Here is a 12185-nt window from a genome sequence, read left to right as displayed (position 1 = left end):
GAACGGTAGATGCATCCGGCACCTTGTCGCCGAACTGTCCGGGTCGTGGACGCGGCGCGGCCGCCTCCGGGTTGCCGCCCGGTGGGCCGCGCCGGGCGATCGCCCCTGTGACGAAGCCGACACGAACGCCGCACGCGTGCCCGGCGGGAAGAGGGGTATGTGCACGCCGTGAACAGGGTGGTGAAGGCGATTGGGATGGAATCCGTCCTCCTCGGTGACGATGAGCCGGCGCCGGACACCGGCGTGATAGGCGTGGCGGCGGCCCTCGACGGCGACGCCGCGTGCATCGCCGAGGCCCGTCATCTCGCGGCCGAGTTCCTGGGCCGGGCGCGGACCGGCCATGGGCTGACGGTCTCGGACCGGGCCCTGGACCTGACCCAGCTCGTGGTCAGCGAACTGGTCACCAACGCCCGCAAGTACGCCTCCGGCCCCATCCTGATGGACCTGCGGATCGCCGGGGACGCCGTGGACATCGCGGTCTGGGACAGCGATCCGGTGCTGCCCGTGGCCCGGGCCGCCGACCCGGGGCGGGTGGGCCAGCACGGTCTGGAGATCGTGATGGCCGTGGTGGAGCGGTTCGAGGTGCGGCGCGAGCCGGTGGGCAAGCGCGTCATCGCCCGCATCAGCCTGCTCGACGCCGCGCGCCCGTGAGGCGGCACCGGCCGGCGGCCGCGCGGCGTCAGGCGTCGAGTTCCCCCGTGTCCCCCATGACCACGACCGGGTGCTGACGCGGATCGAGGGAGCGCAGCAGATACCGCATCGCCGACTTGGACAGGGTCACGCACGCGGACGTGCCGCTGCCGTGGTCCATGTGCAGCCAGATGCCGCCGCCCCTGGACTGTCCTTCGGGCCGGGTGGGGTCGTTGGGCGGCGTTCCCTTGACGCGGTTGAAGTCGACGGCGATGACGTAGTCGAAGTCGTGCCAGGCGTTCTTCGTCCAGTACCGGGGAGCCTGGAGCGCGGCGGACCGGGTGTACGGCAGTTTGGCCCCGGGGTCCTCGAGCACGCCGCCGGCGTCGCTCAGCGTGAACACCCCCACGGGGGTGCGCTGGTCGCCCTCGTGATGGTCCGTCGTCCAGCCCTTCCGGCCGTTGTGGGCCGGCCACGAAGCCGTCCGCTCCCAGCGTGAGCCGTGCTCGGTGAAGAGCGCGACTGTCGAGTCGGGGGAGTCCGGGCCCGCGCCGTAGACCGCGACCACCTGGCGGGACCCGGCCGGCACCCGATGCCACATCCGGTCACCGATGCCCGGCACCCGCCGCGGGGGCACGTCGCGTCCGGGTGCGTGCTCCGCCTGCCCGCCGTGGCCGGCCGCGCGCCGGTGACCCGGGTCGCCGCACGCCGTCAGCGACATCGCCAGCGCCCCACCGGCCGCCACCACGGCCGCCGTCCGCAACGCTCCGCCTTTTCGCATGGGCCCCATGATGGCACCGCCCCCGGCGCGTTTTTCACCTGAATGGCCGCCCGTGGCTGCGTGCGGATGGCCCAGTCGGTATCTCCTTGAGTGAGAGAGGCGTCCATCGAGGGAGTGGAGCCGATCATGTATGAGATGTGTGCAGGAGTAGAGAAGCCCGGTGGGGCTCTGGTCTGGCACGTCATGGCCAAGCGCACGACCACCACCCTGTGCGGCCAGAAACTGGGTCAGCACGTCGACGGCGCGAGCGCACAGCGGGCTGGACACTGTTCCACCTGCATGGCGTTGTTCGGGAAGCTGATGACCGCGCCACCCGCGGTCGGCTCTCCCGCCGCCACGGACCGGTAGGTCCTGGCATCCGGCTCCCGTCCTCCGCCGCGAGGACGGGAGCCGGGTGTTCGTCCTCCGTTCCGTCGAGGCCCGCGCGGTGCGGCCGGTAAACGCTTCGACCAATTTTTGGCAACGTGCCCCCATATCGCATTTCGGCACCGGTCGATGGGTAACACTGAGCGGCGGAGGGGGGAGACGCGCGGCGGTGCTCTGCCGGCGCGCACATCCCGAAGTGTCACGCCGGCCTTGGGGAAGGCGGCGAGGGGACCAGCGGGGGGATGCATGACGCAGTCGCTTCCGGGGCAGCGGCCTGCCCACGGGGGAGCGCAGCGGGGGCGCCGAGCGCTTCCGGTCGTGGTGGTCGGGGCGGGGCCCTACGGGCTGTCGGTCGCCGCGCACCTGCGCGGAGCGGGGGTCCCGGTGCGGGTCTTCGGGGAGGTCATGGGCAGTTGGCGGCACGCCATGGCGACCGGGATGTTCCTGAAGTCGACGCCGGACGCCGTCGATCTGTCCGCACCGGAGCCGGGCGGGCGGCTGGCGGACTTCCTCCAGGTGCACGGTGAGCCGGAGCTGACCGAGCTGACGCCCATCCCCTGCGAGGTGTTCGTACGCTACGGACAGTGGTTCCAGAAGCAGTACGTCGGTGAGGTGGAGCCGGCCCGCGTGGCGGCCGTCGACCTGGCCGCGTCCGGTTCGGGGTTCGCCGTACGGCTGGACGACGGACAGGAACTCGCCGCCGCCGCCGTGGTCGTGGCCACCGGCCTGAACGGACTGGCCCACATACCCGGCGAGTTGCGCGGCCTCGTGCCCGAAGGCCCGGGGCCCGACGCGCCGGTGTCGCACACCAGCCAGCACACCGACCTGTCCCGGTACGCCGGCCGCCGGGTCGCCGTGGTCGGCGGGGGCCAGTCCGCCCTGGAGAGCGCCGCACTGCTCCACGAGTCCGGTGCGCGGGCGCAGGTGCTGGTCCGGGAGAGCGATGTGCTGTGGGGGAACGCCCCGGAGCAGGCGCGGTCCTGGGTGCGGCGGATCGGCAGGCCCTCCTCGCCCCTGGGCACGGGCTGGATCCTGGCCGCGGTCTGCCGGGCCCCCGGCGCCGTACGGCGACTGCCGGCCGCGGCCCGACTGCTGCTGTTCCGGCGCGCGTTGCGGCCGTCGGGCGGCTGGTGGCTGCGGGACCGGGTCGAGGGCGTGGTGCCGGTGCGCACCTCGCGCCGGGTCGTACGGGCCGAGACCGCCGGGTCCGTCGTACGGCTGGACGTTGTTGGGCCGGGCGGCGTGGCGGAGGTGCTCGACGCCGACCACGTGCTGGCCGCCACCGGCTACCGTCTGGACCTGGACGCCGTTCCGTTCCTGTCGCCGGCGGTGCGCCGTGCGCTCAGGCTGGTGCCGGGTTCGAGGGCACCACGGCTGAGCCCGGGGTTCGAATCGTCGGTGCCGGGTCTGTACTTCACCGGATCGCTGGCCGCTCCGATGTTCGGGCCGATGATGCGCTTCGTCGCCGGCACCGGGTTCGCCGCGGCCCGGGTCGCCCGGGACAGGGTCCGGCGGGTGGCCGACGCCGGATGACCGCGCGCGCCGTTCGTTGACCACGTCCGCCGTTCGTTGACCACGTTCGCCGTCCTTTGACTGCGCGTGGCCCGTCGCCTCGCCGCAAAGGGGGTTCCGGCCGAGCCCGGCCGGAACCCCCTCGCCAGTGCGGGTCAGGCGGTGTGCAGGGTCAGTCCGTAGCGGTTGAGGATCTCGTTGACCGGCTGGAACCAGGTCTCCCCGCCGCCGGAGCAGTTGCCCCAGCCTCCGGAGGTGACGCCCTGGGCCTGGTCACCGCTGATGAACGAGCCGCCGGAGTCGCCCGGTTCGGCGCACACGCTGGTCTTCGTCAGCTGGTGCACGGCGCCCTGGCTGTAGTTGACCGTCTCGTTGAGCGCCAGCACGGTGCCGCAGTGCCAGTGCGTCGTCGAGCCGGAGCGGCAGACCGAGGCGCCCACGGGTGCCACGGCGGAGCCGCGCACCAACTGGTCCGGGACGGTGCCCCAGCCGAGGACCACCGGAACCGTCCACCAGCCGCTGCCGACGCTGACCCAGGCGTAGTCGTTGTCGGGGAACGAGGACCCCTGGAAGGTGCCGATGTACGAGCCGTCCCAGCCACTCACCCCGGCGCCCGGCTGGCCGCAGTGTCCGGCGGTGACGAAGCCGCCGTACACCGAGAAGCCGATGGAGCAGCGGACGTTGCCGGTGTAGTAGGGGTCGCCGCCGACGGTGCCCGCCGCGAAGGTCTGCGGCGGTGCGGAGACCGTCCGGACGGTGACGGGGCCGGCCGCGCGGGCCTGGGCGAGGAAGCGTTGGACATCGTTGTCGGAGCGCGCTGCGCGGACGACGTCCACGACCACCGTGTTGGCCTTCGGGTCCACCCGCCAGCCGCTCACGCCCTGGGGTGCCGACGTGCTGTCGAGGCGGGCCTTGGCCGTGTCCAGCTGCCGTGCGCTGTGCTGGACGGTGCGGACCGTGGCGCCGGTGGTGCGGACGGCGCGCAGGGTCGACTCGGAGGCGCCGGAGGTGACGGCCACGGTGAGCCGGCCGGTCTCGTCGTCGAACCACGAGCCGCCGTAGGCGGATCCTGCGGCCCCGCGGGCCTTCGGTTCCGCTGCCGTCGCGATGCGTTCCGCCGCCAGCCGCGCCTCGGCCTGCTGCGCCGAGAGTCCCAGGTCCCGCTGCATCGCCTGGAGCAGGCCGGGGGAGGTGGTGGGTGCGGTGGCGGGGGTCGCCGCACCGGCCGTCGGGGTGCCCGCCACGGCCCAGCTGCCGAGCAGTACGAGTGCGGCCACGGCCACGCGGTGGAGTCTGGTGCGTCTCACAGGGGTGCCCTTCGTCGTTCCAGCGAGGTGGGGGTGGAACAACCGCGACCTGAGAGCGCTCTCACCCGGGTCGGGGAGCAGCTTAGCGGGACTGGGTAATCAGGTCCATGCCAAGTTGGGGATTCGCGCGGGGCCCGCCCGTCGTCCCGTTTGCCTAATGGGCTTAGGCAGATATTCAATAGCTTCAGGTTCTTGGAGGCTCGGGTGGGAGGAGCGGCATGGCGCGTGCGGGGTTGACCACGGAACGCCTGGTCAGGGCGGGGGCGGAGCTGGCGGACGAGGTCGGCTTCGAGCACGTGACCGTCTCGGCCCTCGCCCGGCGGTTCGACGTCAAGGCCGCGAGCCTGTACTCGCACCTGAAGAACTCCCAGGACCTCAAGACGCGGATCGCCCTGCTCGCCCTGGAGGAACTCGCGGACCGGGCCGCCGACGCGCTGGCCGGGCGGGCCGGCAAGGACGCCCTCGCCGCCTTCGCGAACGTCTACCGCGCATACGCCCGGGAGCATCCCGGCCGCTACGCGGCGGCGCGGCTCCGGCTGGACCCGGAGACCGCCGCCGCGAGCGCCGGGGGCAGGCACGCGCAGATGACCCGCGCGATCCTGCGCGGCTACGACCTGGCCGAGCCGGACGAGACCCACGCCGTCCGGCTCCTGGGCAGCGTCTTCCACGGCTACGTCAGCCTGGAACTGGCCGGCGGCTTCGCCCACAGCGCCCCGGCCCCGCAGGAAACCTGGACCTGGATCCTCGACCGCCTCGACACGATGCTGCGCACCTGGCCGCCAGGGTGAGCGCCCGCGCCGCGACACGCGTGGGCCACTGAGCGCACGGACGGCACGCGCCCGGCGGCGAGACGTACGGCTGCGGCACGTGCCCGTCTGCGTGCCGGCGCGTGTATGCAAGGCATCCACGTCGGTTGTGCGGGGCCGCGGCTCGTGTGGAGCTGACGCCCGCGCCACCTGCCCGGGGATGTGGCTCGTGTGGGGCTGGCGGGCCCTGATGGCAGCCCGGGTTGTGCGGTGCGGTGAGTCGGACTGTCCGTGCACGGCTCCGGCGTCTCCACGTCGGCTGCGGGTTGTCCCGCGGCCTGGGTCGCCTGTCGGGCTATGGCGTCCGCAGGCCCCCGTGCGGGTGGGTGCGCCTCTGGTGGCAGCCGTGCGGTGGAGCGGTGCGTGAGCCCGCCCCAGTGCGGATGCGGCCGTGCATCCCGATGTGCCCGCACGCTGCCGTGCTGCAACGCGACCGTGCCGACTGACCGGTCGTGGGGCCCACGTGGGCCGCGGGCGGAGGAACGCGCGTCTGGTGGCTGCCGTGCCTGCGGTCGCGCGTGGTGCGGTGAGTCCGCGTGTCCGCGCGCGGGTGTGGCGCGCATGGTGTGAGCGTTCGGGGTGCCGCGCGGCGGTCTGCCTTGTGCGTGACGCCGCGTTCGGTGCTCGCCCGCGATGGCCCGAGTGCGCCCCCGGTCCCAGCTTGCCGGACGGCTGCGGTTCTGGGCCGTGGGCGGCCCCGCTGAGCCGGCGCTCCGGCCTCTGCGCCGGTCCCCAGGCGCAGCGTGCCTCCTCACGCATCGGACCATCGGCGACGGTGCCGGCGTCGGCCACGCGGCCGGTGCCGTCCACGGCGCCCGGCTGCCCGGCTGCCCGGCTGCCCGGCCGGTCGGCGAGGGAGCGCGGTCGCTACGCTCCGTGGCCGCAAGCGGACGTTCCGCACCCCGGTGCCGAGGTCCACCGTCGCGTCGGCGACCGCCCCGCCGAATTCGTCCTCGCTGTCGCGGACAGCGCTTTCACCCGCCGCAACGCTTGGGATTCGGGGTTCCCCGCACGGTTCGCGCAGGGCTCCCGCTGAACGATCAATCGTGGAAGTCGTGACGATGGGGGAGGGCGGATGTTACAAATGCCGGATGGTCGACCGTTTTACCCGTCTTCGACGCATATCGCTGCGCTCGCTGCTGGGAAAGAGCCCGCGAAGCGTCGCCGGACAGGTGTTCGTTCTGCAGGTGGCGCTGGTGGCGCTGCTTGTGGCTTTCGCCGTCTTCTCCCTCGTCCTTCAGTCGCAGCGGGACGTCAACGCCGAGGCCAAGCGCCGTTCCGTGGCGGTGGCGCAGACCTTCGCGCACTCCCCGGGTGTCGTGAGCGCACTGCGGACGCCCGGCCCGTCGAAGGTGCTCCAGCCCCTCACGGAGGCGGCGCGCAGGTCCGCGGGGGTCGACTTCATCGTCGTCATGGACACGAACGGCATCCGCTACACCCACCCCCTGCCGGACCGCATCGGCCACCGTTTCGTCGGCGCCATCGAGCCGTCGCTGGCCGGCAAGGTCTACACCGAGACCGTCCACGGGCCGCTCGGCGACGAGGTACAGGCCACCGTTCCCATCAGGGACGGCAGCCGCGTGGTGGCGCTGGTCTCCGCAGGCCTCCAGGTCAAGCACGTGACCAGCCAGGTGAACCGGCAGATCCCGATCATCCTGGGCGCCGGGGCGGCGGCGCTGGGCCTGGCCACCGGCGTGACGGCGCTGGTCGGCAGGCGGCTGCGGCGGCAGACCCACAGCCTCGCCCCGGACGAGATGACCCGCATGTACGACCACCACGACGCGGTGCTGCACTCCGTACGCGAAGGAGTGCTCATCGTCGGTGACGACGGGCGGCTGCTGCTGGCGAACGACGAGGCCAAGCGGCTGCTGGAGCTGCCGTCGGACGCCGAGGGCAGGCAGGTGGCGCAGTTCCCGACGCTGGAACCGGAAACGGTCGAACTGCTCACCTCGGGCCGCATGGCCACCGACGAGGTGCACCTCGCCGGATCCCGGCTGCTGGCGGTCAACCAGCGGCCCACGCACAGCGACGGAGGCGGGCGGCGAACAGTGGTGACGCTCCGCGACTCCACCGAACTCCAAGCCATCTCCGGCCGGGCCCAGGTGGCCCGGGAACGGCTCGAACTGCTCTACGACGCCGGCCTGGGCATCGGCACCACCCTCGACGTCTCCCGCACCGTCGACGAACTCGCCCAGGTCGCCGTCCCCCGCTTCGCCGACTACGTCTCCGTGGACCTCGCCGAGGGCGTACTGCGGGGCGAGGAGCCCGCCGGCACGGCGACGGGCCTGCGCCGCATCGCCGTACGCGGTGTCCAGGACGACGCGCCGCTCTACGAGAAGGGCCGGCTGATCGACTTCCTGCCGTCCACGCCCCAGGCCCGCAGCTACGACACCGGCCACGTGGAACTGGTGACGGACCTGTCGTCGGCGTACGGCTGGCAGGCGCAGGATCCGGAGCGCACCAAGGCGATCGTCGACTACGGCATCCACTCGCTGATCTCGGCCCCGATCCAGGCCCGCGGTGTCGTGCTGGGCATGGCCAACTTCTGGCGCCGCAAGGAGCGCGGCCCGTTCGACGAGGAGGAGCTGTCCCTGGCCGAGGAACTGGTGGCCCGGGCCGCGGTCAGCATCGACAACGCCCGCCGCTACGCCCGCGAGCACGCGCTCGCGGTCACCCTCCAGCGCAGCCTGCTACCACGGGCCCTGCCCGAGCTGAGCGCGCTGGAGGTCGGCTACCGCTATCTGCCCGCCCAGTCGGGTGTGAGCGGTGACTGGTTCGACGTGATCCCGCTGCCCGGCGGACGGGTCGCCCTGGTCGTCGGGGACGTGGTCGGGCACGGCCTGCACGCCGCCGCCACCATGGGACGGCTGCGGACCGCGGTGCACAACTTCTCCACGCTCGACCTGCCCCCCGACGAGCTGCTGAGCCACCTGGACGACCTCGTCGGCCGCATCGACCAGGACGAGGCCTCCACCGGCGCCGCCGCGGCCGTCGTCGGAGCCACCTGTCTGTACGCGATCTACGATCCCGTGACGCGCCGCTGCGCCATGGCGCGCGCCGGTCATCTCGCGCCCGCGCTGGTCAGCCCGGACGGCGACGTCACCTTCCCGGATCTGCCGCACGGGCCGCCGCTCGGCCTGGGCGGCATGCCGTTCCGGACGGCCGAGCTGGAGCTCCCCGAAGGCACCCAGCTCGCCCTGTACACCGACGGTCTCATCGAGGACCGCCGGCGAGACCTGGACGTCGGCATGGAACTGCTGCGCCAGGCCCTCGCGGGCCACCCCGACCGCTCGCCGGAGCAGAGCTGCCAGGCGGTGCTGGACACGCTGCTGCCCGCGCGTCCCAAGGACGACGTCGCCCTGCTGATCGCCCGGACCCGGGCGCTGCCCTGCGACCGGGTCGCCGAGTGGGACGTGCCGCCCGACCCGGCCGCCGTCGCCCGGGTCCGCGTCGCGGCCGCCCGCACACTCGACGAGTGGGGCCTGTCCGAGCTCGGCTTCAGCATGGAACTCGTGCTGAGCGAACTCGTCACCAACGCCATCCGCTACGGCGGTGCGCCGATCCACGTCCGGCTGATCCGCGACCGCACGCTGATCTGCGAGGTCTCCGACGGCACCAGCACCTCGCCGCACCTGCGCTACGCCGCGACGACCGAGGAGGGCGGCCGCGGTCTGTTCCTGGTGTCGCAGATGACCGAGCACTGGGGCACCCGCTACTCCCCGCACGGAAAGGTGATCTGGGCCGAACTCGCCCTGCCCGAGGGCGGCGAGGACCCGGGTACGACCGTGTCCGGGACGATCGCGTCTCCCGTCGACGGCTGGCCCACCGTCCCGCGGACACCGGTGTTCCCCGGCCAGACGACGGGCGACCGGGCGGGATGACAGGTGACCCCCGCCCCGCCCCGGCGTCCGGCGTCATGCGCACAGGCGCGGTCGGTCGGCCGGCCTCGAAGCGGTGACGGCGCGGGCCCGCCCGGTGGGCGGTCCCGCGCCGTCGCAAAGGGTGACCGGACGCGTCAGGCGGTGACCCCGGCGGCCTCCGGCCGCGGAGCGTGCCGCGGCAGGGTCAGCACGGCCAGGAAGCCGAGTACCGCGACCACGGCGAAGAAGTAGAAGCCCCACGGGTGGCCGATGCCGGAGGCGACCAGGGCCCCGGTGATCGTCGGGCCGACGATCGAGCCGATCCGGCCGATGCCGGAGGCCGAGCCGAGGGCGGTCCCGCGCACCGCGGCCGGGTAGAAGTGCGTCACGTAGGCGTAGACGAGCACCATGGCGGAGAAGACGAACACGCCGGTGAGGAAGACGACGACGTTCAGCAGGAGGTTGCTGTTCATCTTGATGCTCAGGCAACCGAGCATGACCACGGACACCGCGAACCAGCCGAGTATGGTCCCCTTGATGCCCCGCCGGTCGGCCACGAAGCCGCCGACGATCAGGCCGACGACGCCGCCGACGTTGAGCACCAGGAGCTGGGTGACGGCCGTGGGGACGGGGTAACCGGCGTCGTTCATCAGCTTGGGCAACCAGGTGTTCAGGCCGTAGACCAGCAGCAGCCCCATGAACGAGGCGACCCAGATGCCTATGCCCGCGCGCAGGTAGGCCGGCTTGAGCAGCTCGGTGAACGGGACCCGCTGCGCCCCGGCCGCCTGCTTGGCCCGCATGAAGGCCTCCGACTCCGGCAGCCGGAACCACTGGATGACGGCGACGACGAGCCCGGCCACGCCGAGGACGTAGAACAGGATCTGCCAGTTGTCGGTCACCTGGAGGGCCAGCAGGGAAGTGATCACGGCACCGGTGTGATAGCCGGTCATGGTCAGGGTGCTGGCCCGGGCACGCCGGCTGGCCGGCATGTGCTCGGCCATCATCGTGAGCGACACCGGCATGCAGGCGCCCAGGCCCAGACCGGCGATGAGCCGGAGGACGGCGAACATCGTCACGGAGCCGGCCAGCGGCACCACGATGGTGAACACCGAGAACACCACCACCGACGCGATGAGCAGCAGGCGGCGCCCCAGCCGGTCGGCCAGCGGGCCGACGCAGACGGCGCCGATGGCGACGCCGACGAGCGACAGCGTCGCGATCATGGTGGCGTCGCCCGCGGTCATGCCGAGGTGACGGGTCTTGAGCAGGGTCGGGATGATGGCGCCGAGGACGACGAGGTCGTAGCCCTCCAGCATGACGGTGATCCAGCACAGGACCACGGTCCAGGTGCTTCTCCCGGCGGTGCCGGACTGCGCGGTCGTCGGGGACGAGACGGCGGATGACATAGGGACGTTCCCCCCTGGGGACGGGAGCGGACGGGCGAGGACGGGCGGATCAGAACGGGTAGTCGGCGATGTCGGGCCGGACGGTGACCCACTGGGTCTCGGTGAAGGCCTCGACGTTGGCGGCGGCGCCCCCGAACCGGGACCCGGTGCCGGAGGCCTTGACCCCGCCGAAGGGGGCGTTGGGCTCGTCGCTGACGGTCTGCTCGTTGATGTGGACCTTGCCGGAGTCGATCCGGTCGGCGAGCTTCATCGCCGTCCCCACGTCGCCGAGGATCCCCACGGACAGCCCGTACTCGCAGTCGTTGACGATCCGCGCGGCCTCCTCCAGCGTCGAGAAGCCGATGACGGGCGCGACGGGCCCGAAGATCTCCTCGCGCCAGGCCGGCATGTCGGTCGTCAGGCCGCTCAGCACAGTGGCCCGGTAGCCCGCGCCGACGATCTCGCCGCCCGCGGCGAGGGTCGCCCCCGCGGCGACGCTGTCGGTGACGATGCCGTGCACCCGTTCGAGCTGGCGCCGGTCGATGATCGGGCCGAGCGCGACGTCCTCGCGGGCCGGATCGCCGACCGGCAGGGCCGCGGCCTTCGCGGCGAGCGCCGCGGTGTACTCCTCCAGCAGCGACTCGTGGACGATGTGGCGGCCGGTCGTCATGCAGATCTGGCCCTGGTGCAGATAGGAGCCGAAGGCGCCGGCCGAGGCCGCCTTCGGCACGTCCGCCCCGGGCAGCACGACCAGCGCGTTGTTCCCGCCCAGCTCCAGGTGGGCCCGCTTGAGCAGGCGCCCGGCCTGCTCGCCGATCGCCCGCCCGACCGGAGTCGAGCCGGTGAAGGAGACCACCCGGACCTCGGGCGCCTCGACGACGGCCCGGCCGACCGAGCCGTCGCCCGGCAGCAGGTGCAGCACCCCGGTCGGCAGGCCCGCCTTCTCGAAGACGCGCGCGATGACGACACCACCGCTCACCGCGGTGCGCGGGTCCGGCTTGAGCAGCACCGCGTTGCCCAGGGCGAGCGCCGGCGCCACCGAGCGCAGGCCCAGGACGAGCGGGAAGTTGAAGGGCGCGATGACACTGACGACACCGGCCGGGCGGCGCCGGGAGAGGGACCAGCGGGCGTCCTCGGAGGTGAGCACCTCGCCCTGCGGGTGCGTCGGCAGGCCCGCGCACTCGAAGCACTCGCCCACGGCGAGCCGCGCCTCGAAGGCCGCCTTGGCCCGTACGGACCCGGCCTCGCGCACCAGCCAGTCCTCGATCTCGGCTGCGTGCTCGGCCAGCAGCTCGCCCGCCCGGCGCAGTACGGCGGCCCGCCGCTGCGGGGAGGTCGCCGCCCAGTCGCGCTGCGCCTCGGCCGCGCGGGCGGACGCACGCCGTACGTCCTCGGCGGTGGCCAGGCCCGCCGTCGCGAGCTGTTCGCCGGTCGCGGGTTCGACGACCGGCTGCTCGCCGGAGGCGTCCCTCCAGCCGTCGCTGAAGAACTTCTTGGCCCAGACGTCGCTGTCCAGGAGTGCCATCGCGTTTCCTCTC

The 12185-nt window shown here is 73.0% G+C and carries 9 protein-coding genes; 5 read left to right on the top strand and 4 right to left on the bottom strand.

Annotated elements, in window-relative coordinates:
• The first annotated feature begins 195 nt into the window (after positions 1-195).
• On the top strand, positions 196-651 hold the full coding sequence (locus ACIQMV_RS37070) for an ATP-binding protein (protein ID WP_141364729.1): 456 nt from the start codon (positions 196-198) through the stop codon (positions 649-651).
• Between the two features lie 28 nt (positions 652-679).
• Here ACIQMV_RS37070 and ACIQMV_RS37065 read toward each other — a convergent pair whose 3' ends face one another.
• The gene (locus ACIQMV_RS37065) at positions 680-1411 is read right to left on the bottom strand and encodes a L,D-transpeptidase family protein (RefSeq protein WP_402597475.1); all 732 of its coding nucleotides are present in this window, start codon (positions 1409-1411) and stop codon (positions 680-682) included.
• Between the two features lie 135 nt (positions 1412-1546).
• On the opposite strand from ACIQMV_RS37065, the gene ACIQMV_RS37060 reads away from it, so the two are divergent.
• Together ACIQMV_RS37060 and ACIQMV_RS37055 are read left to right on the top strand one after the other, a co-directional pair.
• Complete coding sequence (locus tag ACIQMV_RS37060) at positions 1547-1759, top strand: hypothetical protein (RefSeq protein ID WP_401778013.1); 213 nt, start codon at positions 1547-1549, stop codon at positions 1757-1759.
• A gap of 339 nt (positions 1760-2098) precedes the next feature.
• Positions 2099-3310 (top strand): FAD-dependent oxidoreductase, encoded by a 1212-nt coding sequence (locus ACIQMV_RS37055; protein WP_402597499.1) that lies wholly within the window; start codon positions 2099-2101, stop codon positions 3308-3310.
• 134 nt (positions 3311-3444) lie between these two features.
• On the opposite strand, the gene ACIQMV_RS37050 is transcribed toward ACIQMV_RS37055, so the two are convergent.
• Positions 3445-4596, bottom strand: coding sequence for an alpha-lytic protease prodomain-containing protein (locus ACIQMV_RS37050; RefSeq protein WP_402597473.1), 1152 nt, complete (start codon positions 4594-4596; stop codon positions 3445-3447).
• Between the two features lie 218 nt (positions 4597-4814).
• Between ACIQMV_RS37050 and ACIQMV_RS37045 the strand changes: the two genes are divergently transcribed.
• Both ACIQMV_RS37045 and ACIQMV_RS37040 read left to right on the top strand, forming a co-directional pair.
• Complete coding sequence (locus ACIQMV_RS37045) at positions 4815-5384, top strand: TetR/AcrR family transcriptional regulator (RefSeq protein ID WP_141364737.1); 570 nt, start codon at positions 4815-4817, stop codon at positions 5382-5384.
• 1109 nt (positions 5385-6493) lie between these two features.
• Positions 6494-9283, top strand: a complete 2790-nt coding sequence (locus ACIQMV_RS37040) for a SpoIIE family protein phosphatase (RefSeq protein ID WP_402597472.1) — start codon at positions 6494-6496, stop codon at positions 9281-9283.
• A gap of 134 nt (positions 9284-9417) precedes the next feature.
• Here the strand turns inward: ACIQMV_RS37040 and ACIQMV_RS37035 are convergent, their stop codons facing one another.
• A complete protein-coding gene (locus ACIQMV_RS37035; protein ID WP_402597471.1) occupies positions 9418-10668 on the bottom strand; it encodes an MFS transporter in 1251 nt (416 codons plus the stop codon).
• A gap of 49 nt (positions 10669-10717) precedes the next feature.
• Complete coding sequence (locus tag ACIQMV_RS37030; protein ID WP_402597470.1) at positions 10718-12172, bottom strand: benzaldehyde dehydrogenase; 1455 nt, start codon at positions 12170-12172, stop codon at positions 10718-10720.
• Between the last annotated feature and the right edge of the window lie 13 nt (positions 12173-12185).

The sequence above is a fragment of the Streptomyces sp. NPDC091412 genome, from assembly GCF_044756885.1.
GTDB lineage: Bacteria > Actinomycetota > Actinomycetes > Streptomycetales > Streptomycetaceae > Streptomyces.
This window is presented reverse-complemented; position numbering and strand designations above follow the sequence as displayed.